The sequence below is a fragment of the Streptomyces sp. T12 genome (assembly GCF_028736035.1).
Taxonomy (GTDB): Bacteria; Actinomycetota; Actinomycetes; order Streptomycetales; family Streptomycetaceae; genus Streptomyces.
Genome location: NZ_CP117866.1, coordinates 8,362,927 through 8,385,327, shown reverse-complemented (window position 1 = coordinate 8,385,327; position 22,401 = coordinate 8,362,927). Strand labels below are relative to the sequence as shown.

The 22,401-nt window shown below is 69.7% G+C and carries 17 protein-coding genes; 13 read left to right on the top strand and 4 right to left on the bottom strand.

What is annotated here, in order from left to right; genetic code table 11:
- The first annotated feature begins 42 nt into the window (after positions 1 to 42).
- From PBV52_RS37635 to PBV52_RS37615, 5 genes are all read left to right on the top strand, one after another.
- Positions 43 to 4,293 (top strand): NEW3 domain-containing protein, encoded by a 4,251-nt coding sequence (locus tag PBV52_RS37635; protein WP_274244811.1) that lies wholly within the window; start codon positions 43 to 45, stop codon positions 4,291 to 4,293.
- On the top strand, positions 4,290 to 5,009 hold the full coding sequence (locus tag PBV52_RS37630; protein ID WP_274244809.1) for a peptidyl-prolyl cis-trans isomerase: 720 nt from the start codon (positions 4,290 to 4,292) through the stop codon (positions 5,007 to 5,009). Before PBV52_RS37635 ends, PBV52_RS37630 begins: the two co-directional genes overlap by 4 nt.
- 134 nt (positions 5,010 to 5,143) lie before the next feature.
- Entirely contained in the window at positions 5,144 to 6,514 is a 1,371-nt protein-coding gene (locus PBV52_RS37625; RefSeq protein WP_274244808.1) for an extracellular solute-binding protein, read from the top strand.
- 2 nt (positions 6,515 to 6,516) lie between these two features.
- Complete coding sequence (locus PBV52_RS37620) at positions 6,517 to 7,557, top strand: carbohydrate ABC transporter permease (RefSeq protein WP_274244806.1); 1,041 nt, start codon at positions 6,517 to 6,519, stop codon at positions 7,555 to 7,557.
- Positions 7,554 to 8,459: a carbohydrate ABC transporter permease gene (locus PBV52_RS37615; RefSeq protein WP_373921956.1), complete on the top strand. Its 906-nt coding sequence runs from the start codon at positions 7,554 to 7,556 to the stop codon at positions 8,457 to 8,459. Before PBV52_RS37620 ends, PBV52_RS37615 begins: the two co-directional genes overlap by 4 nt.
- On the opposite strand, the gene PBV52_RS37610 is transcribed toward PBV52_RS37615, so the two are convergent.
- On the bottom strand, positions 8,423 to 10,693 hold the full coding sequence (locus PBV52_RS37610) for a glycoside hydrolase family 3 N-terminal domain-containing protein (RefSeq protein WP_274244805.1): 2,271 nt from the start codon (positions 10,691 to 10,693) through the stop codon (positions 8,423 to 8,425). The genes PBV52_RS37615 and PBV52_RS37610 overlap by 37 nt on opposite strands.
- A complete protein-coding gene (locus PBV52_RS37605) occupies positions 10,690 to 11,712 on the bottom strand; it encodes an N-acetylglucosamine kinase (RefSeq protein ID WP_274244803.1) in 1,023 nt (340 codons plus the stop codon). Before PBV52_RS37605 ends, PBV52_RS37610 begins: the two co-directional genes overlap by 4 nt.
- Positions 11,713 to 11,962: 250 nt before the next feature.
- On the opposite strand from PBV52_RS37605, the gene PBV52_RS37600 reads away from it, so the two are divergent.
- Complete coding sequence (locus PBV52_RS37600; RefSeq protein WP_274244801.1) at positions 11,963 to 12,103, top strand: hypothetical protein; 141 nt, start codon at positions 11,963 to 11,965, stop codon at positions 12,101 to 12,103.
- A gap of 351 nt (positions 12,104 to 12,454) precedes the next feature.
- Here the strand turns inward: PBV52_RS37600 and PBV52_RS37595 are convergent, their stop codons facing one another.
- Positions 12,455 to 12,772 (bottom strand): hypothetical protein, encoded by a 318-nt coding sequence (locus tag PBV52_RS37595; protein ID WP_274244798.1) that lies wholly within the window; start codon positions 12,770 to 12,772, stop codon positions 12,455 to 12,457.
- A 606-nt stretch (positions 12,773 to 13,378) separates the two neighbouring features.
- On the opposite strand from PBV52_RS37595, the gene PBV52_RS37590 reads away from it, so the two are divergent.
- A complete protein-coding gene (locus PBV52_RS37590; RefSeq protein ID WP_274244797.1) occupies positions 13,379 to 13,747 on the top strand; it encodes a hypothetical protein in 369 nt (122 codons plus the stop codon).
- A gap of 675 nt (positions 13,748 to 14,422) precedes the next feature.
- Positions 14,423 to 14,827: a hypothetical protein gene (locus tag PBV52_RS37585; protein WP_274244795.1), complete on the top strand. Its 405-nt coding sequence runs from the start codon at positions 14,423 to 14,425 to the stop codon at positions 14,825 to 14,827.
- Positions 14,828 to 15,528: 701 nt separating this feature from the next.
- Here the strand turns inward: PBV52_RS37585 and PBV52_RS37580 are convergent.
- Positions 15,529 to 16,599 (bottom strand): IS630 family transposase, encoded by a 1,071-nt coding sequence (locus PBV52_RS37580; protein ID WP_274244793.1) that lies wholly within the window; start codon positions 16,597 to 16,599, stop codon positions 15,529 to 15,531.
- Between the two features lie 528 nt (positions 16,600 to 17,127).
- On the opposite strand from PBV52_RS37580, the gene PBV52_RS37575 reads away from it, so the two are divergent.
- From PBV52_RS37575 to PBV52_RS37555, 5 genes are all read left to right on the top strand, one after another.
- A complete protein-coding gene (locus PBV52_RS37575; RefSeq protein ID WP_274244791.1) occupies positions 17,128 to 17,283 on the top strand; it encodes a hypothetical protein in 156 nt (51 codons plus the stop codon).
- An 834-nt stretch (positions 17,284 to 18,117) separates the two neighbouring features.
- Positions 18,118 to 20,025: a PatA/PatG family cyanobactin maturation protease gene (locus PBV52_RS37570; protein WP_274244789.1), complete on the top strand. Its 1,908-nt coding sequence runs from the start codon at positions 18,118 to 18,120 to the stop codon at positions 20,023 to 20,025.
- A gap of 14 nt (positions 20,026 to 20,039) precedes the next feature.
- On the top strand, positions 20,040 to 20,243 hold the full coding sequence (locus PBV52_RS37565) for a cyanobactin biosynthesis system PatB/AcyB/McaB family protein (protein ID WP_274244787.1): 204 nt from the start codon (positions 20,040 to 20,042) through the stop codon (positions 20,241 to 20,243).
- Entirely contained in the window at positions 20,236 to 20,475 is a 240-nt protein-coding gene (locus tag PBV52_RS37560; RefSeq protein WP_274244785.1) for a cyanobactin biosynthesis PatC/TenC/TruC family protein, read from the top strand. The genes PBV52_RS37565 and PBV52_RS37560 overlap by 8 nt, the downstream gene beginning before the upstream one ends.
- 78 nt (positions 20,476 to 20,553) lie before the next feature.
- Complete coding sequence (locus PBV52_RS37555) at positions 20,554 to 22,401, top strand: PatA/PatG family cyanobactin maturation protease (RefSeq protein ID WP_274244784.1); 1,848 nt, start codon at positions 20,554 to 20,556, stop codon at positions 22,399 to 22,401.

Below are 22,401 nucleotides of genomic sequence, written 5' to 3'. Positions count from 1 at the left end.
GATGCCAGGATGGGGCTCCCCACGAGCACTCGTAGGAGCCCCATGCGCGTCATCTCTGTCGAGTCGACCGACCTTTTCGTCGGTACCGAGGACCAGCCGCACCAGGTGGTGGCCGTCGAGATCGGCCATGCCCCCGGCCGGGCGGTCCGGCTCACCGTCGAGGGACCCGGTGTCCACGGCTCCGCCGAGGCGACCGCGGGGGACGACGGCACCGTACGCGCCGAGATACCGGTGACGACCGACCTGGCCCCCGGCGACCGTACGCATGTCAGGGTCACGGCCGAGGACGCCGACGACCCGGGGCGGACCGCGGAGCACTCCGCCGCGTTCACGGCCGCCGAACCCGGCTGGACGATGTTCATGGTCAGCCACTTCCACTACGACCCCGTGTGGTGGAACACCCAGGGCGCCTACACCGAGACCTGGGACGTCGCCGACGACCCCGCCACCACCGGCCTGCCCGCCCGCACCTTCGACTCGCGCGGCCAGTCCGGCATGAGCCTGGTGCGGGCGCACTGCGATCTGGCGCGGCGCGATGCGGCGTACACCTTCGTGCTCGCCGAGGTCGACTACCTCAAGCCCTACTGGGACGCCTTCCCGGAGGAGCGCGCCTTCCTGCGCCAGCTGATCCGCACCGGCCGCGTGGAGATCATGGGCGGCACCTACAACGAGCCGAACACCAACCTCACCGGCGCCGAGGCGACCGTACGCAACGCCCTGTACGGCGACGGCTTCCAGCGCGGGATCATCGGTGCGTCTCCTCAGACGGCCTGGCAGTTGGACGCGTTCGGGCACGATCCGCAGTTCCCCGGGCTGATGGCGGACGCGGGGGTCACGTCGAGTTCATGGGCGCGCGGGCCCTTCCACCAGTGGGGCCCCACCCTCTCCGTCTTCGGTGAGGAGCCGCGGGATCCGCAGCGGATGCAGTTCCCGGCGGAGTTCGACTGGATCGCCCCCTCGGGGCGCGGCATCCTCACCGCGTACATGGTCAACCACTACGGCGCCGGCTGGGCGATCGACAACGCGCCGACCCTGCCGGAGGCGGAGGCGGCCGCGCTCAAGCTGTTCAAGGGGCTCAAGCAGGTCGCGCTCACCCGCAATGTGCTGCTCCCGGTCGGCGGTGACTACGCGCCGCCGTGCCGCTGGGTGATGGACATCCACCGGGACTGGAACGCCCGCTACGTCTGGCCGCGTTTCGTCAGCGGCATCCCCCGGGACTTCTTCGCGGCCGTCCGCGCGGAGCTGGAGTCGGAGGGCCGCAAGGCCTCGCCGCAGACGCGGGACATGAACCCGATCTACACCGGCAAGGACGTCTCCTACATCGACACCAAGCAGGCCCAGCGGTACGGCGAGACGCTGCTCGCCGACGCGGAGGCCTGGGCGACGCTCGCCTCGCTGGTGACCGGGCACCCGTATCCGGACGCGGCGCTCGACAAGGCCTGGCGGCAGCTGATCTACGGCGCCCATCACGACGCCATCACCGGCTCGGAGTCCGACCAGGTCTATATCGATCTGCTCACCGGCTGGCGGGAGTTGTACGACCTCGCCGAGACCGTGCACGCCGACGCGACCGACGCCTTGGCGAGCAAGGTCGCCCAACTACCTGGCGACGCACCGGACTTGGTGGTGTTCAACGCCGCGACCTGGGAGCGGCAGGACGTGCTGGCGGTCGAGGACGCGGGGCTCGTACCGCTGGACGACACCGGGCTGCCCCTGCCCGCCGTACGGGAGGACGGCGAACTGCGCGTCGTCGTACCTCAGGTGCCGGGCATGGGCCTCAAGGCGCTCCCGCTCGCCGAGGGGACCGTCCCCGAGTGGACGCGAGACGAGGGCACCACCATCCGCAACGAGTTCTACGAGGTGACGGTCGACCCCGCGCGCGGCGGCGCCGTCAGCAGTCTGCGGGCCCTCTCCGAAGGCGGCCGGCAACTGCTGCGCCCCGGCGACATCGGCAACGAGCTGGTCGTACAGGAGGAATACGCACGGCACCCGCGCTTCGGGGAGGGCCCCTGGCACCTCACCCCCACCGGCACGACCGCCGCCCGCAGCCGGGACGTCACGGCCGACATCGATGTCGAGCACTCCCCCGCCGGATCACGCATCACCGTCCGCGCCGACCTCGGCCTGTTCCGCTACACCCAGCGGCTGACCCTGTGGAAGGGCGTCGACCGCCTCGACCTCACGACCACCCTCGACGGCTACGACGGCGCCGACCGCCTCATCCGGGTCCGCTGGCCCTCCGACGTGCGGGGCGGGCTGCCGGTGCACGAGGTGGCCGACGCGGTGATCGGGCGCGGCTTCGGGTTCGTGGAGGTGGACAGCGAACGGTTCCCGTGGACGCTGGACAATCCGGCCAACACGTGGTTCGGGCTGGGATCCACCGCGCGGGTCGCGGTCGCCGACGGCTCCGGCAGGCCGCTGGGCGAACGGTCCATCGGTGTCGCCGAGTTGGTGTACGCGTCCTGGGACGACGCCGGTGAGCTGGGCAGCGCGCTCGCGGCGGCCCTGGTGCGCGTGGGCGTGACGGCGACCTCGACGATCGCCGGGGGACCGCGCTACGGCGACCTGGAGGTCGACTCCAACCTGCCCGACATCCGGATCGCGGTCGGCGCGCCCGAGCGCAACTCCGTGGTCGCCGAGGCCCTCGGCTGGGACCCGGCGGCCGGGCGGGAGCTCCGCCGACAGCTCGCCGAGCAGGGCGTGGCCGCCGTCTGGGTCGCGCCGCGCGCCTCGCTGCGGGAGGAGTGGGTGCCCGGCGCCGACCTGCGCGACCTGGAGCGACTGCCGCTGCTCGTGGTGGCGGGCGCCCGCCCCGAGGACGACGCCAAAGCCGTGGACGCGCTGATCGCCGACCTGGACGACGCGGTGCTGCGGGCCACGGCGGCGGGCGGCGGGGAGGCCCTGCCGCCCGGGGACGCGTGGGACGGCCGCAGCTTCGCGGTCCTGAACCGGGGGACGCCGGGCTGTGTGGTGACCTCCTCGGGCGACCTCTACATGTCCCTGATGCGCTCCTGCACGGGCTGGCCGTCCGGCATCTGGGTGGACCCGCCCCGGCGTACGGCGCCCGACGGCTCGGCCTTCCAGCTCCAGCGCTGGTCCCACACGTTCGAGTACGCCGTGGTCGCGGGCGCGGGCGACTGGCGGGAGCTGCGGCTGCCGCAGGCCGGGCATGCGTTCAACCATCCGCTGACGGGGCGGGTGCGGCGGACGGCGGCCGAGGATGCCGTACTGCCGAGGAAGACCGCACTGCTGGGCCTGGAGCCCGCCGGTGAGGTGCTGCTCGACGCGCTCAAGCCGGCCGGGTCGCCGCTCGCGCGGGGCAGCGTGGCGGCGGCCGATCCGGGACGCGGGGTCGTCGTACGGGTACATGAGGTGAACGGACGGCCGGTGCGGGCGCGGGTGCGCGGGCCGCGGGAGTGGACGGACGGCGCCCGGGCGGACGTGCTGGAGCGGCGCGGGGAGCCGCTGACGCCGGACGCTCAGGGGGCACTCGACCTCGACCTGACCGGCTTCGAGGTGGCCACCGTGCTCGCCGACACCGAGTCGGACACGACACCCGGTCCCGGCGTCGCCGCCCACGAACCCGCCCAGCCCGTCCCCACCCGCTACTGGCTCCACAACTGCGGCCCCGCCCCGCGCGGCAACATGCCGGTCGCGGTGTACCTCTCGCCGACCACGCTCACCGTCGCCGACGGCCCGGTCACGGCGACGGTCCGGGTGAGCTCGGAACTGACCGACGCACCGGTGTCGGGCACGGTGAGCCTGCACGTCCCGCCCGGCTGGTCCGTCGAGCCGGCCGAGCTGCCGTACGCGCTCGGCCCCGGCGGGTTCACGCTCACCGAGGCCACGGTGACACCGCCGCCCGACCCAGAGCCCGGGCGGCACTGGCTGGCAGCTCGGTTGTCGTACGGCGGGCAGACGTACGAGGACGTCGTGGCGCTGGATGTGCTGGATGGGCTGGATGGACACAAGGGCCCAACGCTCGTGACAGAGCTGGGAGTTGAACGGCTCACCGTACGCCGGGGCGAACGGGCCCGGGTCCCCGTGACCCTGCGCAACAGAACCCGGGGGCCGATCAGCGGCACGCTGTGGGCCGTCTCCTCATGGGGGACCTGGGCGGGCGTGACCCCCGGCCACCAGGGCTTCACCGTGGCCGGCGGCGAGCAGCTGGAGTCCGTGATCGAGGTGGACGGCGCGGCGATGCCGCCGGGGTCGTACTGGCTGATGGCGAAGGTGGGCTGGCACGGCTGCGTGGCGTATACGGAGGCCGTGGAGCTGGAGGTGACGCCATGACGGGGGAATACGCGGCTCGCGTGCACGGCGAGGAGGTCCCCAAGGAACGCGTGGACGCCTTCCTTGAGGCGGTCCCTCCGCGTGATCGTGAGACCCGCCCCGAAGCCCTCGCTCGGGCCGAGCGGCAGCGGCGACGCTGGGCGACACAGGTGGTGGTGACCGACGAGCTGGCCCGACGGGCTTGCGCGGAGCGCGGGCTGGAGCCGCCGGAAGGCGGTCCGGCAGCGCCGTCGAGGAGCGCGGGCGGTGTCGATGTGCGGCTCCGCCGCGTGGGTACGACCAGCCACGACGGCGCCGCGGACAAGGGCGGGCACATCACGGCCCACCCCGCGGAGCGCGACGTCGCCGACCTCGGCAGCATCGTCGCGGTCGCCCTCGCCCACTCCCCGGCCGCACGCCTGCTGCTCGCCGAGCTGGAGAGCGAGCAACACGTCCCCGAGGCAGCCGTACGCGACTACTACGAGCGCAACCGGGACCGCTTCCTCACCCCGGACGCGCTCCGGCTCGGCGTCGACCCCTTCGGCGCCACCGCCGCGCCGACGGACTTCCTGCCGTACGAGCAGGCCCGCGAGGGCATCGTGCGCGAGTTGCGGCAGGCGCTCGGTCAGCGGGCCTTCTTCGGCTGGCTGGACCAGGCGCGCAGCGGCGTGGAGTTCGCCCCGGGGCACGAGCATCCGGGCGACCCGTCCCACCCGGACCACGAGCACCGTCACTGACCGGAACGTAAAAGCAACACGGCAACCCATTGACCTCCGATGAATTCTGGTCCACCTTTTCATCAATCAGCGTCCAAGTTGGTGATTTGAACCAGCGAAACCCGGCCGCCCAGATCGGCCGCAGGAGGGCACCCATGCGCGCAAGCAGACTTCCCGGATCCCTGGCATGTTTCCTCGCCCTGGCACTCGCGGCCGCCGGCTGCGGCCTCTCCGGCGGCTCCGACGACGGCGAGGCCACGGCCGGCGGCTGCAAGGTCGACAAGGCGAACGTCGGGTCCGGTGCGCTCTCCGGGGACGTCAAGGGCGACATCACCTTCCAGACGACCAACCTGAAGAAAGACTTCGGCGACTACTTCAACGGCGTCATCGCCGCCTTCGAGAAGCAGCACCCGGACACGAAGGTCAAGTGGATCGACGACCCCGGCGACGCCACCTTCACCCAGCGCCTGGTCGCCGACGCGCAGGGCTGCACGCTGCCGGACGTGGTGAACATCAACGTCAACACGGCGGTGGCGCTGACGAAGAACGGCTATCTGCTGAACCTCGACGACAAGGCCCCGGACGCGGGCAAGCCGTTCAGCGAGTCGATGTGGAAGTCGAGCACCTACGCCCAGGCCGACGGCACCGAGGTGCACAGCGTGCTGCCCTGGTACTCCGGCGGCATCGTGCAGACCTTCAACACCGACCTGGTGAAGAAGGCGGGCCTGGATCCGGCCAAACCTCCGACGACCGTCCTCGGGCTGTTCGACGACGCCGAGAAGATCGCCAAGGCCTCCGACGGCAAGTACTTCGCCTTCCTCGCCAACCCCCAACTCCGCATCCCCGCCGACTGGCAGCAGATGGACATCAAGGTGCTGTCCGAGGACGGCAAGAAGTTCACCTTCGCCGACGACCCGAAGACCGTGCAGTGGGTCGAGGGCATGACGAGGCTCTACAAGGCGGGTGCGATGCCGAGGGACTCCCTCTCCTCCACCCAGGACCCGGCCAACGTCTACGGCCAGGGCAAGCTCGTCTACGGCCCGACCAACCCCAACTTCCTGCGCTTCATCCAGCAGAACAACCCGACCGTCTACAAGAAGACGGGCGTCGCCCCCTTCACGCTGGACGCCCTCGGCCACACCGTCGGAGCCCCGCAGTACATCGGCGTCGCCTCCACCAGCAAGCACGCGGCGACCGCACTGGCCTTCGCGCAGTTCCTGACCAACGCCGAGAACCAGCTGGCGTGGGCGAAGGACCCGAACGTCGTCATCTTCCCCTCCACCACCGCCTCGCTGGACGACCCGTTCTTCCAGTCGGTCAAGGGCACCGACCCCTTCGCCGAGGCCCGCAAGATCGTCGCCAGTGACCGCAAGACCGCGACAGCCGACGAAATCGCCCTCACCCCGGGCGAGCTGAACGCGATCGTCGCCCAGATCCAGCTGGCCATGCAGGGCAAGAAGAGCGCCCAGGACGCGCTGAACGAAGCGCAGTCCAAGGCCAACGAGCTGATCGAGCAGGGCAGCTGACGATGGATCAGCGCTCCGCACTGGACAAGGCGCCCGTCCCCGCTCCCCCGGGGGCGGGCGCCCCGCGCCCCGGCGCCTCCCCCGCGCCGCCTGCGCCGGGGCTGCTGCGTCGCGTCCTGCGCCGCGTGACGCCCGGCCCGACGGCGGACGCGGGGGGCGCGGCGCTCTACCGCCGCTGGTGGCTGCCCTGGCTGTGGATGCTCCCGGCGATCGTCGGCACGACGGTGTTCGGGGTGTTCCCGTTCCTCAACACGATCCTGGTGTCCTTCACCGACGCCAAGCCGCTGGGCGGCGCGTACGACCTGGTGGGCCTGGACAACTACCGCCGGATGCTCTCCGACTCCGACTTCTGGCTGGCCACCCGCAACAGCCTGCTGTACGCGCTGATCGTGGTCCCGCTGATGGTGCTGCTGCCGCTGCTGCTCGCCATCCTGGTCGAGAAGAACCTCCCGGGCATCGGCTTCTTCCGCTCCGCCTTCTACACCCCCGTCCTCGCCTCCAGCGTGGTCGTGGGCCTGAGCTGGCAGTGGCTGCTGAGCGACCAGGGCCTGGTCAACACCTGGCTGCAGAAGGCACACATCATCCGGGACGCCATCCCCTTCCTGTCCGACTCCTGGCTGATCCTGCTGTCGGCGATGGGCCTGACGCTGTGGAAGGGCCTCGGCTGGTACATGATCTTCTACCTGGCCGCGCTCGGGAACGTCCCCAAGGAACTGCACGAGGCGGCCGCCGTGGACGGCGCCGGCGCGGTCCGCCGCTTCTGGCACGTCACCGTGCCCGGCGTACGCACGTCGATGATGCTGGTCGGCACCCTCACCGGCATCGGCTCGCTGCGCGTCTTCACCGAGATCTACATGCTCGGCGGCGCCACCGGCGGCCCGGGCGGCGCCGACCGTACGCTCCCCTTCTACATCCGGGACGTCGGCCTCGACCCGCTCACCGGCAACGCCGGCTACGGCGCGGCGGTCAGCGTCGCCCTGTTCGCACTCACCCTGGGCCTCACGCTGCTCGCCCAGCGCCTGACGAAGGAGGACGAGGCATGACGACCGCTTCCGAGGGCATGACGCCGGCGCCGCCCGAGGTGCGGCGCCGGCGCCTGCTGCCGCGCTGGCGCGACTACGGCCGTCCCCGCGAACTCGTCCTCCGCTACGCGCTGTTGGTCTTCGTCCTGTTCATCACCGTCGGCCCCCTGGTCTGGCAGGTGCTGTCGTCGCTCAAGGGTGCCGGCGAGGACGTCTTCGGCGCGGGCGCCTCCCTGATCCCGCACCACCCGACCCTGCGGGCCTACGAGCAGGTCTTCGACCAGGTGCCGGTGTGGACGTACATCAGGAACAGCCTGTTCGTCGCGATCATCTCGATCGCCAGCCAGCTCGCCTTCTCCACCATGGCCGGCTACATGCTCTCCAAGCCCGGCTGGAAGGGCCGGGGGCTGGTCTGGGTGCTGCTGATGGCGTCCATGATGTTCCCCTTCGAGTCGATCATGGTGTCGCTGTTCCTCAGCGTCCGTGACATGGGCCTGGTCGACAACCTCGTCGGCGTCTGGCTGCCCGGCTTCGTCGCCGCGATCAACGTCCTCATCATGCGGGCGGCGTTCCTGTCCGTCCCGCGCGAGATCGAGGACGCGGCGATGCTGGACGGGGCGGGCGAGTGGAAGCGATTCCGCCACCTCTACCTGCCCTCCGCCTACGGCGCGATCCTGGTCGTCACCATCAACACCTTCATCAGCGCCTGGGACGACTTCCTGTGGCCGCTGATCGTGCTGCGCTCCGAGGAGCAATTCACGCTGACGCTGGGTCTGGCCCGGCTGCAGACGTCGTCGTTCGGGTACGACCAGCGGCTGGTGATGGCGGGGTCGGTGATCTCGGTGATTCCGGTGCTGGTGCTGTTCGTGATCACGCAGCGGTGGTTCTACAAGGGAGTGTCCTCGGGGGCCGTGAAGCTCTGAGTCGGTACGGCGGTCAGTGCCGCCCGCGCCGACTCCGCCACGCGGAACTCGACCACCGTGCCCCGGCCGGGCAGGTCGGCGCCGAGCGGGAACGTGACCGTGCGGGTCTCGCCCGGCGCCAGGTCGACGGCCCGCAAGCCCCGCAGTTCCAGCGTGCGCGGCCACACGGGGGTCCGCAGACGGCGCAGATACAGCTGGGCGACGGAACGGCCCGGGCGCTGACCCGTGTTGGTGATGTCAGCCTCGACCGTGTGCCCGGACAGCCGCGGTGGACCGTACGCGAAGCTCGTGTACGAGAGCCCGTGCCCGAAGGAGTAGAGCGGCGCGGCGTCCTCGTCCACATAGCCGCCGTACTCGGTGTCCTTGTGGTTGTAGTAGACGGGGAGCTGGGCCGCGGAGCGCGGTACCGAGACCGGCAGTCGGCCGACGGGTTCGGCGAGCCCGAGCAGCACCTCGGCGATCGCCTCGCCGCCCCACGGGCCCGGGTACCAGGCGGTGAGCAGGGCGGCTCCGGTGGCGGGCACGACATGCGGTCGGCCCTGGATCAGCACGACCACGGTCGGCGTCCCGGTCGCGGTGACGGCGTCCAGCAGGGCGTACTGGGCCTTCCCCAGCCGCAGTGCGGCCAGATCGACACCCTCACCGCAGGTCATCTCGGTAACGACGGTCCGCGCGGCCCCGTTGGCGTCGAACTCCGTGCCGGGGGTACGCGCGCTGCTGCCGCCCAGCACCACCACGGCCAGGTCGGAGGCGGCGGCTGCCGCAACCGCCTCGGGGATGCCGGAGAGGTCGTCGCCGGTGAGGGCGCAGCCGGGGGCGTGGCGGATGTCGAGGCCGGGCGGGGCGAGGCGCCGTAGCCCGTCGAGCACGCTCACTCCCGTGCCGGGGCGTTGCGGCGCAGTGTAGTCGCCCAACTGGTGTGCGGCGGTGGCGGATTGGGGACCGAGGACAGCGACACGGAGGACGGCCGCCGACAGGGGCAGGACCCCGCCGTCGTTGTGGAGGAGGGTGACCGCGGCTCGGGCGACGAGGGTGCTCACCTCCCGGCCATGAGCCGGGAAGGGAGTCGTGGCGCCCTGCCGGTCGAACAGTCCCAGCCGGAACTTGAGGCGCAGGACGCGGGCGACGGCGGTGTCGATGACCTCCTCGGCCACCAGCCCCCGCTCGACCGCCTCCGCCAGATGCGTGAAGCCCTCGTCCCAAAGGCTCAGATCGACACCGGAGTTGAGCGCGAGGGCACCGGCGGACACCTTGTCGCCGGTGATACGGGCCAGTCGGTCCACTGCGAGACCATCGGCCATGACCAGCCCCTCGAATCCCCAGCGGTCCCTGAGGAGTTCGGTGAGCAGGGCCCGGTTGCCGGAGCAGGGCATCCCGTCGACCTCGTTGTAGGCGGCCATGACGGCGGCGGCCCCGGCGCGGACGCCGGCGCGGGCGGCGGGCAGGTGGATCTCGTGCAGTTCCCGCAGGCCCAGCTCGGACTCGGCGGAGTTGCGGCCGCCGACGGTGGCGCCCTGTCCGGCGAAGTGCTTGAGGACGACGGGGGCCTTGTCGGCGGCGAAGAACTCGGCGGGCTCGCCCTGCATGCCGCGTACGACGGCCTCCGTGAAGCAGGCGGCGAGGTACGGGTCCTCCCCGAAGCACTCCTCGGTGCGGCCCCAGCGTGGGTCGCGGGCGATGTCGAGCGCCGAGACCAGGGCGACATGCCCGCCGCGAGCCCTCAGTTCGGCGGCGGAATGGGCGGCCGCACGCTCGTACAGGTCGGGATCCCAGGTGGCGCCGACGGCCAGATTGACCGGGAGGACCGTGCCGTCGAGGGCCATCAGCCCGTGCGGCACCTCCTCGACGAACAGCGCCGGTATGCCGAGCCGGCTGCGCTCGACCACATGCCGCTGCACCAGGTCGGCGAGGGCCGCGCCGTCCTCGGCGCCGGGTCCGTTGGTGTGGTCGACGCCGGACCAGGCGTCGGCGCGCTGGAGGCCGTACAGGGCGCCGAGTCCCTCGAAGCGGTCGGTCTCGGCGTACAGGGACTCGGTGAGTTCGAAGGCGCCGTCGGGGGTGCGGCGGTAGGCGTTCCAGCCGTACATCCGCTGGTTGAGCTGGCCGACCTTCTCGCGCAGGGTCATCCGGGAGAGAAGGTCGCGGACCCGGGCGTCCACGGGGGCGGCGGGGTCCCGGTAGAGCGGGGTGGGCGGGAGGTCGGCGCGGTGCCGCCGCGCGGCGAAGCCCCTCATCCGTCGTACCCCAGTCGGGCGAGGGCTACGGCGCCTCGGGAGCCGTCCGCCACCCAGTCGAGGGTGAGGCCGAGAGGCCGGAGCCGGGCGGTGAGGGGGTCGGTGAGGGGGCCGTCCGGTCCGAGCAGGCCGCCGGTCGCGACGATGCGCTCACCGGGGCGGGGGCCGAGGGCGCGGACCGTGTCGGTGAGGTGGTCGGCGGCCGCGGCGAGGATCGCCTCCGCGGCGACGTCCTTGTGCCGGGCGGCCTCGGCGACCAGCGGGGCGAGCTGGGCCAGGTGGACCGGCGGACGGTCCATGACGGCGGGCAGCAGGTGCATGCGGTAGGCCTCACGCCGGGCCCGCGTCCAGGACTCTTCGCCGTACGGGCCCGGAGCCCCTCCCGGCAGGACGTCCTCCGGCACCCCCAGTGCCCGCCCGACCGACGCGGCCAGGGCCGTGGGCCCGCCTCGTCCGTCGGCCATGCGCAGCACCACCCGTGCCGCCTCGCGCCCGATCCAGAAGCCGCTGCCGTCGTCCCCGAGCAGCCAGCCGTCGCCGCCGGCGGTCGTCGTGCACGCGCGCGCGGTGATCCGCGCCGCGACCGCGCCGGTGCCGGCCACCAGGGCGAGGCCGTCGGCGGGGTGGCCGGGCGCGGAGGCGAACGCGGCCTCGATGTCGCTGTGGATCTCGACCGAGGCGGCGCCGATGCCCAGCCGGCTCAGCGCGACGGTGAGCGCGGCGTGCGCCTTGACCCGGCCCGGCTCGTCCGGAGCGGTGCGCGAGGCGCCCGCGAACCCGCCCGCCACGGCCACGACACGGCTGCGCAGCCCTTCCGGCACGGCGTGCCCGAGGGCCTCGACGAGGTGCTCGGTGAGCTGCGGGCCGGGGACGGTCAGGGCGTTGCCCGGCCCGCCGACGCCCTCGCCCTCGGGATCGCCGGCGCGCACGGGTGCCAGCACGGCGCGGGTGCGGGTGCCTCCGGCGTCCAGGCCGACGACGTACGCCGAGGCCGGCGAGGTTGCCGAGGTTTGGTTCAAATCACTATTCATTGTCGACCATGGTGGTTGATACATTCGCGACGGGCAAGAGCCAAACTGCGAGCCAGAGCCGAACCCGGACCTGGCCGGACCCGAGGAGGATCCCATCCACCCGCTCCGCTTCGGCGTCAACTACACGCCCGTCTCGTGCGGCGCGGCCTACCGCGCGCTCACCGTCGCCGACACTCTGCAGAACCGGTCCACCGCGACCGAGCGCGGCGAGCACGTCTCCGGTGACGCCGTCAGCGACATGATCCGCGGCCGCGCCTTCGCCGCCGACTTGCCCAACTGGCGGGAGATCACCGCGCAGCGGGAGTACCTGGACCGGGCGCAGTCCCGCGCCGAGAACCCGTGGCTCAAGGTGCAGGCCAAGCGCCGGGGCGACGGCTAGCCTCTCAACTGGTCGCTTGTGAGAATCCGTCCGGTCCGCCTTGGCCGTTGGGAATCCATCCGCCCAGTCGGGCTCTCTCCCGGAGTATGGGCCCACCGGCACATGGCCGCTTTCCGCCGCAGGCGCGCTTGAGATGGTTGTTGATCTACGGGCCGCTTCCAGGTCCCACAGGTTCGGGCCGTGCTCGGAGATGCCGAGGGGCCCCGGCGGCGTGACAGAGGGGCCCGTCCGGGTGGACGAGCCCCTTGCGTTGGCCGGGCTGGGCTATCGGGACTGGATCAACCGGATCACGTAGCCGATTACGAGGGTCGTGAGAGCGGTTCGCCCACCTCACCGAGCTACGGCGCAGGGTCACGGCTGCGCGGACGCCGGCGCCTCGTCGATCAGGTCCTGCAAAGCGTCCCGCCCCTGCTGGTTCGCGTCCTGTAGCGCCTTCATGTAATCGTCCGCCGATAGGTCCGCGCACTCCGGTGCGCTGGAGTCCGAACCGGCGGCGATCGCGTCGGTGCAAGCCTTGATCCGATCCGCCGCCGACAGTTCCACTGGGGCGCCGGACGTGGCGGCCAGCGTCGACTTCGCGGGCTCGGGCTTGTCGCTGTCGGAGATGGAGCAGCCCGCGAGTGCGGGGCAGGCTGCAGTGAACAGGATGGCGGTGGTGCGGCGGCGCATGAATCCCCCCGAAGTGGATCATGCTCTGTCAAGGCATCATCAGCCCATGAAGTCACAGCGTGAAGACCATACGATCCATTCGTGATCGAACGCGGGATCCGGCCCTCACCGCCGCGCCATTGTGGCTCTGGCCTGCTGCCATGACACCGCCCGCGACACCGGCCGCCCTCCGCCAACTCCACACCACCCTGCGGTGGCCCCTCGCCGCCCGCGAGATCAACACCGGGGAGAAGCGGGCCGCGAACCTACCGGCGGAGGCTGTGCGGAGCCTGTCGACGTTGTTCCGGAACGACGTCCTCGGCCGCCCGGACCAGCCCGGCACGGTGCTCGCCCGTAACGCCGCAGGGGCGTACCGCACCCGTCCGCCCTACGGGAAGCCGCTCACCTCGGCGTCGCAGCGGTACCTCATGGACGGCATCGTCGACCTCAACCGAGCCTCCGGCCGACGGCCGTTCTGGTGGGAGGTCCCCGGAGCCCGCCCCCTGGTCCAAGCACACCCGCGTCCCGCTCGACCCGGGCCAGCACATAGCACTCCGCCGCGCCCTCACCACACCCGTCACCCCTCGACGCGAACCGTACCGACTGCGGCTCCTGACCGCGCTGGAGGTGCTGTGGTCCACCCACGTCACCCGGGAGGGCTTGGTCGCCGCAGACACCACCCACCTCTCCCCCGACCTGTCCACGATCGAGCTGACCGTGAACCCGCCCGACCGTACCGAGGCCACCGTGCAGACGTTCCCGCTCCCGGCGCGCGCCTGGGCCGCGCTGCGGCTGTGGCTCCCCGTGCAGCTGGCCCGGGCCGCGGCGTACGCCGACACGCTCGAGGCCGCCGGGTTCACCGTCAAACGCAAGACGGTGCCCACCGGGCCGATCCTGCTCACGGGATCACCTCACCGCGAACGAGGGCTGGTTGTGCACGCCGGACGAGGACTTGTGCCCGAGCTGCGTCGCCAAGGCTGTCGCGCCCCAGGCTAACGAGGCGGCCAACCGTGGCTAGTTGGGGGGCACCGCATCTTCCCCCATGTCCGCGGAGCGCCTCACGTTTGCGATTGGGCCGAGCCGCCAGAGGACGCGTGATGCGCTGCGGTAACGATCCGCGGGCCCGGCTCACTGACGGGGACCGGGCGGCCGTCGCCGCGTTCCGGGCGTACCTCGCCGGGAAGGCGGTGGCCGAGGACCGGCACCCGTGGGGGCAGCACCTGGACGGGGGCGGAGGCGGTGCACGGCGTGCGGGATTCTCGCCACCCGGCGGCGGCGTGACAACGCGCAGCCCGGGCTCAGGGCGTGGACGGAGTGGCTGGCGCCGGACGCGGCCGTAGTCGTGGCGAGCGACGATCTCCAGGCAGATGGGATCTGTCCGCCACGGGACGCCGTGCGCTGCTCACCTTTGGTGCACGGATTCCTTGGCGAACCAGGCCCAGTTGAGGTGACAACAAAGTGCCGAGTCGACATGGCACGAGCGAGGAGGCATGGTGGACTGACAGGGGCAAATGGGACGTCAGGGACTCACGGGCTGGATGCCCGCCTCCGCTCAGTGCCACGACCATCCGCTCACGGATTTCTGGGCTCATGGCGCTGGGATATGACAGCACCCTCGCGTGAGGGCACGGCATCGTCCTGCTGAGCCCTGATCGAAGGCAAGGAGATGACATGACCCGCAGAATCACCACGCTGGCAGCAGTCCACGGCATGGACTACGAAGTCTTCGGCGCCAACGAACACGGATCTGGAGTCCGAAACGGAGTGGACTTCTTCCAGGATGGAGAAGGCTACCGCCGCTTCTTCGACAGCGAACTGCGCTGGGGCGGGGAATGCCGTGGCGAGGTCCACCTGGACGGACTCGTGCAGAACAATGAACTGTTCGTCAAGGGGGAAGCACTCCTGTACGAGGGTACGAGCGAGGACACGGGGGACCTCGACGGTAGGGAGGAACTGAGTTTCTCCGTGCCGAAGGGCGCAACTGTCCAGCGGGCAGCGCACGTTACGAACACAGACGAAAGCAGCGAGGACTACGTCCACTGGGACCTCACGATTTCGAACAACATCGTCGAGTGACGGGTCCACGCACCGCACCGGCGGCTGTATGCCACCGGTGCGGCAACGGCAGAGGCCCGGACTAGTAGTCCGGGCCTCTGCCGTTGCCGGGGTTCAGTTGGGCAGTTCGCCCGTCCGCAGGAGGCGGATGTACCGGAGGAAGTCCTGGGGCGGGTCCGTCAGCTTGCAGGTGGCTCACAATGCCCGGAGAGCCGGCCATGTCGTGCCCGCCGCCGGTGGAGGCGCCGTGTCCGTGGGTGGATGGTGCGATGCGGTTCGAAGGCGCCAAGGGTGACGTGCAGCTGGCGACGGCGCTGACGTGGCCCAGTGCCGACATGCCTGCTCCTGAAGTTCCGCGTCGGATGCGCCACGCGTAGAACTTTCGAGGGTGATGGCCTTCACGCCGCGGCGGGTGGCAAGGGACACGACCGATGCAAGGCTGGACTCACCGTGGGAGTCCAGCGGATGGCCGGCGGTCATGAATGGTGGCGACGGCGAGTCCTGCAAGGAGTGCCGGGAACAGACCCGGCATGCGGACGACTGTAGAGCCGTCTCACGGCAACGCAACACCCCTCCAGAGCATCCGGCGCCCAGGCAGCCGGCGCCGGAAGCCGAACAGCGGCCCAGGCCGACAGTGCGCCATCGCGAGCGACAGCCTCAGGCACCCGCAGCAGCTACTCAACCGCGCCCTAGTGCTGCTCTGCGGAAGTTCGTGGAGGGGGTCAGGCTGTCTTGAGTGGGGTGCCGTCGTAGGTCCAGCGGTAGGGCCTGGCGGTCTCGTTGTGGGTGATGACGTACCTGCGCATCTTCTCGATGAGATCGTCGCGGCTGGCGAAGTCGCCGTACCGCAGGACCCGGCGGGTCAGCGCGGAGAAGAACAGCTCGACCTGGTTGATCCAGGAGGCGTGCGGCGGTGTCCAGTGCACGTGCCAGCGCGGATGAGCGGCGAGCCATGTCTTGGTGTGCTTGGCCGTGTGCGAGGAGCCATTGTCGAGTACGACGTGGATCCCCTTGTCTCTGGGGAGCAGGGCGTTGAGCCGGTCGAGGAAGGCGGTGAAGGTGGCCGCTTTGTTGCGTGTGATGATCTCGATCAGGGCCTCGCCGCTGATCACGTCCAGGGCGGCGATCAGTGAAGCGGTGCCGTGGCGGCGGTACTCGAATTCCTGCCGCGCCGCCTGCCCGGGACGGGCGGGCCGCCCCGGATGGTGACAGGAGCGGGCCTGGATCGCGGTCTTCTCGTCGATCGACAGCACGACGGCGTCCTTGGGCGGGTTGCGGTACAGATCGCAGATGTTCTTGATCCGGGCCCAGAAGTCCGGCGTGTCGCGGCGGGCGAGCCAGCCGCGGACTTTGTGCGGTTTGAGATCCAACCCGGCAAGGATCCGTCCGACTTGAGAGGCGGAGATCGGGGCGGAGACAGTCCGGGCGACCTGCGCGGCGACGGTCCGGTGCGACCAGGTCGCCTCCGGATGGGGCGGGGTGCTGGTTGCCGTGGCCACAACCGCCACCCGTACCTCGGGACCATAGGAGCGGGGCCTCCCCGAACGCCGCGCGTCCTGCAGCCCGTCCAGGCCGCCGGTGGCGAACCGGCCCCGCCACTTGCGCACGGTATTCACGTTGAGGTTCAGTTCACGCGCGATGCGGCCGTTACCGCACCCGGCCCCGGCCGCCGGCACAATCCTTGCCCGTAGCACCTGGCGGACCTGTGCGGTGGCCGAGGACGCCAGCTGCTCAAGCCGCCTCCGCGTTGCCTCGTCGAGCACTACCGGAACCGCCGCCAACGCATGAGCCATCCCACCCATAACAGACGATCATGGCGGGTGGGCGCGGTGCCCGGCAGGGTCGGGTCCTTGCCGAATAACCTGCCGGAATCGATTCAGGTCTCCCCGCGTCAGCGTCTCAACGACCACACCCGCACCCACTGGCCCCAGCTGGCGGAGGTGACTGTCCGCCACCGGGCCGGATTCGAGTACATGGCCGGCGACTTGAAGGTGGGCGAGCCTCGGGGCCTTTCCCTGAACCGTGGACACTGGCCCCAAGCATTGGGGGGGCGTGCGCTCCACTCGGGTTGTCTTGAGCCTGGAGTCAGTGGCCGAGATGCAGGGGTGAGGGTGGCGTGAAAGGCTACATATACCCGGATTCCATCCTCTCGATTCGATTCGGCACGGGACAACTGCGCACTCATCTCACCGGTGTGACGACAGACATGCACGCGGCGAGCTCTCTGTCTCCGGCGCCGCTCTCAACCCGTTTTCCAGAAATGAGCTGGATTGTTGGCTCGCTGGAGTTCTGATCAGGAAGCCAGAAGAAGGAGTCTTGCCATGTCCGAGCAGGAATCGATGATCCCGAACCTGGCGCCGCCGGTGACCAGGACAACGGCCGGTGCAACCAACGCGAACACCGACGGAGCCGAACTCTCACAGTTCACGTACGACGCCATCAACTTCCCCCCATTTGCTGGGGATGACGCCGAGTAGCGGATCGATCGGCAGAAGTGCCGGGCCAGCGCGTTCATGCGCCGGTCCGGCCTGCCACGTCGGTGGGCGAACGGGCCTTGGGGCAGGCCCCCTTACAGGGGTGACCCACACCGGCCCACAAACAGGCTGTGCGTTGTCAGTCGTCAATGCCCTTAATTCTGCGGCCAGTTCGAGGCGGGGTTCATACATGGATCAACGAGCCGCGAGGCCGACAGTGACACGAACCCGGTCATGAGTACTTGATGGGCGGGGCGGGGCAAGAGCTCCTGTTCTCCCAGGGCACAGACCCCAGCCAGGGTATTTGGGTGGCTGCATGCTCCATTCGAGTTGTCCTGAGCCCGGCGTCAGTGGCCGATGTGTGGGAGTGAGGAAGGTATGCAACGCTGGCAATACGGATTCCCTCGATTCGGCACCGGACGGCTGCCCACTCATCTCATCGGCGTGACGGAAGTCGAGCGCGGCGCGGGAGCAGAGTTCTCCGTTGCTGGTATCGGCCCCATCCATTTGCCAGAACGAGCCGAATAGTTGAACTCACCGGAGTTCTGGCAGGGAAAGCAGCTAAAGAAAGGTGTTGTCATGCCTGAGCAGGAACAGATGACTCCGAACCTGGCGCCGCCGGTGACCAGGACAACGGTCGGCGCAACCAACGAAAACAACGACGGAGCCGAACTCTCAGTGGCCGTCACGGGGGGCCCCTACCCCCCGTTTGCCGGGGATGACGCCGAGTAGCGGATTGATCGGCAGGAGTGCCGGGCCGGTGCGTTCATGCGCCGGTCCGGTATGCCGCGTCGGTGGGCGGACGTTGTTGAGGGGATGAGTTGCCTGGTGTGTGAGGTGCCCGCGATTGCGGGTCTGGCTGATCTGTGGGGCCAGACGTTGGGTGATGAGCGGATCGGTGTGGCTGTTATCGATGGTCCGGTCGATCTGTCTCATCCGGTGTTTGATGGCGCGCAGCTCTCCCGTCTGGACGGGATCTGGCCCGAAGAGGAGTTCGACGGGCCAAAGGCATCTCATGGGACGCAGGTGGCCAGTGTGTTGTTTGGGCAGCATGAGGGCCCGGTACCCGGGGTGGCTCCGAAATGTTGGGGTGTGAGCATTCCGGCGTTTTCCGATAGTCGAGGGTCGACCTCGCAGTTGGATTTGGCCCGGGGGATTGAGGCGGCGGTGGAGGCCGGCGTCCATGTGATCAATCTGAGCGGTGGACAGCTGAGCCCGTCGGGTGAGGCCGATGACCTGCTGGACAGGGCGGCGCGGTTGTGTGAGGAGCGCAACGTGCTGCTGGTGGCGGCGGTGGGCAATGACGGGTGTTTCTGTCATCACGTTCCGGCCTGTCTGCCCTCCGTGCTGGCGGCCGGAGCTCTTGATGATGTGGGCGATCCGCTGGAGTCCAACAATTGGGGTCAGGCGTATCAGCAGCAGGCAATTTTGGCCCCGGGGGCGAATGTCCTTGGCGCGGTGCCGGGTTCGGGCACGGCCAGGGCCAGCGGAAGCAGCTTCGCGGCGCCCATCGTCTCGGGAGTGGCCGCGCTGTTGCTGAGCCTGCAGCTGGGCGCGGGCCGGGAACCGGACCCGCGGCGGGTGCGGCAGGTGCTGCTGGACAGCGCGGATGCCTGCCAGTGGGCCGATCCCAGTGCGTGTATGCGTTTTTTGGCGGGGAAACTCAACATCAAGAAAGCGGTGTATGCCATGCCCGAAGCGGGCGACGTGACCACGAGTGAATCGGTCGAGCTTTCTGCCGGCGGGTGCAGTTGTGGAGGTGAGGTCAGCGACGCCCCACCTGCGGTTCCGGTAAGCCGTGCACCTGTATCCATGTCCGAGGTAGCCGCCGCTGTCGAGGTGGTGCCTGCCGCCGGGGTGATGGGTGCTGCCGGGGTGGTGGCCTCGGGTGCCGACGGCCCGACGTGGAGTCCGCTGGCGTACACGCTGGGCACCTTGGGTTACGACTTCGGCACCGAGGCGCGGCGGGACAGTTTCAAGCAGCTGATGACTGCCGTGTCCGTCGGCGGTACGGCGGTGCCGGCCAATCCGTATGACTCCCGGCAGATGGTGGACCATCTCAGGCTGCATCCCTCCGAGGCCACCTCGCTGATCTGGACGCTCAACCTGGAACTCACGCCGGTCTACGCCATCGAAAGCAACAGCCCGTATGCGGCAGGCGTCTACGAGTTGCTCACTAATCTGCTGGCGGGGGAGGCCGCTGCCGAGGACGACGAGGACTACATCGAACGGGTCAGCGTTCCCGGGCGGCTGACGGGTCGCACCGTCAAGCTCTTCTCCGGCCAGGTCGTCCCGGTCATCGAAGTCACCGCCCCACGAGGCCTGTACGGCTGGAACATCAACGCCTTGATGACCGCGGCACTCGAGGCCGCCCGCCGTCACCCCACCGGTGAGACTGATGAGGCCCTCACCGGCCGGTTCCGGGAGTTCCTGGCCCGGATCTACTACGACCTGCGCAACCTGGGCACCACCTCCGCCGACCGGGCGCTGAACTTCGCCGCCACCAACGCCTTCCAGGCCGCCGACACCTTCGCCTCCGCCGTCGCCGACGGCATGACCCTGGACACCATCGACGTCGAGAAGAGCCCCTTCGGCCGGATCGACAGCGATTGCTGGGACGTCAAACTCCGCTTCTTCGACCCGGAGAACAGCCGCCGCGCCCGCAAGGTCTACCGCTTCACCATCGACGTCAGCGACCTCATCCCGGTCACCCTCGGCACCGTACGCACCTGGTCAGAACGATAAGGAAGGTGAGGGCCATGACAGGTCATCAGCCCAGGCAGGCTCCGCCGGTGCGCCGGCCTGAACTGGTCCGCCCGCACGAGCTGGTCGACGTCGTACACGGGTCACCCGCGCATCTCGTCAAGATCCGCATGGATTTGATGCACGGCGCGAACTTCAACGATCCCCAGCATTTCACGTGGCCTGGATATGCCCGGATGAAGGTGTCCAGCCATGGCTAAGAAACCCGCGACGGCGAAGACCGCAGCGAAGAAGACCGCAGCGAAGAAGACTGCTGTGAAGACGAGCACGGCGAAAAGAGCGGAAAGCAAACCTGCTCCCGAATGGAATCCGGTCATCCCGGAGTGTGGTCTGTTCACCGGGTTGGTCGACTACGGCATGTGGGTGCAGATGTTCCAGGACCGGCCCGAAGAGCCGTCGACCGGTTTTCGGCGAGGCCGCATCTGGGTCTGACCACTCCCTTCCCACCGGTGAGGGCTGCCCCGCAGCCCTCACCGACCATGTTCGTGACCGGCAGCGAAGGAAATCGCCGTGCCTGACCTTGCGTCCATCCCCGGCCTTGCCCAGCTGTGGGAGCGGACCCTGGGTGATCCCAGAGTCCGCATCGCCGTGCTCGACGGCCCCGTCGAAGTCACCCACCCGTGCTTTGACGGGGCAGACCTCACCGTGCTCGAACCGGGCTGGCTACCCGACGAAGAGGACGAGGGCGCGGGCGAGGACGGATTTGCTGAGCATGGGACGCACATCGCCAGTGTGATCTTCGGCCAGCACGGCAGCCCGGTGATGGGGATCGCGCCCCGGTGTTCCGGGGTGATCGTGCCGTGTCTGCGGGACCAGGCCACCTCGTCGGATCCGGTCAGTCTGACCCGTGGCATTGAGGCGGCAGTGGACGCCGCCGCCGGCATCATCCACATCGCCTGCTGCATGCCGACCGCCTCCGACGACGCCGACGGCATGCTGAAGCGGGCAATCACGCGCGCCACCGACGCCGGGGTGCTGATCGTGGCGCCCTCGGGAAACGACCGTGGAGAGTGCCGGTGCATCCCCGCCGCGCTGCCGCAGGTCCTGGCCGTCGGCGCCTGCGACGACGACGGCACGATGTTCAAGTTCAGCAACTTCGGCCCGCAGTACAGTGACCACGGCATCGTCGCTCCCGGCGGCAACATCCACGGCGCGGCCCCCGGCGGTAAAACCGCAATTCACAAAGGCACCAGCTGCGCGGCACCCATCATCACCGGCGTCGCCGCACTGATGCTCAGTCTGCAACGCCAAAACGGCATGCCACCCAACCCCGCAGCAGTGCGCGCCGCGCTACTGGAAAGCGCCCGCCCCTGCCAGCCCGAAGACGCACACGACGAACCCACCCGCTGCCTGGCCGGCAAACTGGACATCACCGGCACGACCACCATCCTCTTCGACCAACCCCCACCTGCGGTTCCGGCAAGCCGTGCACCTGTATCCGTCTCCGAGGTAGCCGCCTCAACCGAGCTGGCGGCTGCTGACACGGGAGTAGTGACATCGGGTGCCGGCAGCCCGGCGTGGAGTCCCCTGGCCTATGTGCTGGGCACCCTGGGCTATGACTTCGGCACCGAGGCGCGGCGCGACAGTTTCAAGCAGCTGATGACCGCCGTGTCCTCCGGCAGAACGGCGGTGCCGGCCAACCCGTACGATTCCCAGCAGATGGTCGACCACCTCAACCTGCACCCCTCCGAAGCCACGTCACTGATCTGGACGCTCAACCTGGAACTCACCCCGGTCTACGCCATCGAAAGCAACAGCCCGTACGCGGCAGGCGTCTACGAAAGACTCACCCGACTCCTGGCCGGACAGATCGCTGCCGAGGACGACGAGGACCACATCGAACGGATCAGCGTTCCCGGGCGTCTGACGGGTCGCACCGTCAAGCTCTTCTCCGGCCAGGTCGTCCCGGTCATCGAAGTCGCCGCCCCACGAGGCATGTACGGCTGGAACACCAACACACTCGCGGCCGCGGCCCTCGAGGCCGCCCGCCGTCACCCCACCAAGCAGACCGATGAGGCCCTCACCGGCCGGTTCCGGGAGTTCCTGGCCCGGATCTACTACGACCTGCGCAACCTGGGCACCACCTCCGCCGACCGGGCGCTGAACTTCGCCGCCACCAACGCCTTCCAGGCCGCCGACACCTTCGCCTCCGCCGTCGCCGACGGCATGACCCTGGACACCATCGACGTCGAAAAGAGCCCCTTCTGCCGCCTCAACAGCGATTGCTGGGACGTCAAACTCCGCTTCTTCGACCCGGAGAACAGCCGCCGCGCCCGCAAGGTTCACCGCTTCACCATCGACGTCAGCGACCTCATCCCAGTCACCCTCGGCACCGTACGCACCTGGTCCGAACGATAG

Bases quoted from the DNA above. Each gene is read 5' to 3' on its own strand.
- PBV52_RS37625 (WP_274244808.1), top strand. From the start codon at position 5,144: ATGCGCGCAAGCAGACTTCCCGGATCCCTGGCATGTTTCCTCGCCCTG.
- PBV52_RS37595 (WP_274244798.1), bottom strand. From the start codon at position 12,772: ATGCGCCGCCGCACCACCGCCATCCTGTTCACTGCAGCCTGCCCCGCA.
- PBV52_RS37560 (WP_274244785.1), top strand. From the start codon at position 20,236: ATGGCTAAGAAACCCGCGACGGCGAAGACCGCAGCGAAGAAGACCGCA.
- PBV52_RS37610 (WP_274244805.1), bottom strand. From the start codon at position 10,693: ATGAGGGGCTTCGCCGCGCGGCGGCACCGCGCCGACCTCCCGCCCACC.
- PBV52_RS37600 (WP_274244801.1), top strand. From the start codon at position 11,963: ATGATCCGCGGCCGCGCCTTCGCCGCCGACTTGCCCAACTGGCGGGAG.
- PBV52_RS37580 (WP_274244793.1), bottom strand. From the start codon at position 16,599: ATGGCTCATGCGTTGGCGGCGGTTCCGGTAGTGCTCGACGAGGCAACG.
- PBV52_RS37585 (WP_274244795.1), top strand. From the start codon at position 14,423: ATGACCCGCAGAATCACCACGCTGGCAGCAGTCCACGGCATGGACTAC.
- PBV52_RS37635 (WP_274244811.1), top strand. From the start codon at position 43: ATGCGCGTCATCTCTGTCGAGTCGACCGACCTTTTCGTCGGTACCGAG.
- PBV52_RS37565 (WP_274244787.1), top strand. From the start codon at position 20,040: ATGACAGGTCATCAGCCCAGGCAGGCTCCGCCGGTGCGCCGGCCTGAA.
- PBV52_RS37615 (WP_373921956.1), top strand. From the start codon at position 7,554: ATGACGACCGCTTCCGAGGGCATGACGCCGGCGCCGCCCGAGGTGCGG.
- PBV52_RS37620 (WP_274244806.1), top strand. From the start codon at position 6,517: ATGGATCAGCGCTCCGCACTGGACAAGGCGCCCGTCCCCGCTCCCCCG.
- PBV52_RS37575 (WP_274244791.1), top strand. From the start codon at position 17,128: ATGTCCGAGCAGGAATCGATGATCCCGAACCTGGCGCCGCCGGTGACC.
- PBV52_RS37630 (WP_274244809.1), top strand. From the start codon at position 4,290: ATGACGGGGGAATACGCGGCTCGCGTGCACGGCGAGGAGGTCCCCAAG.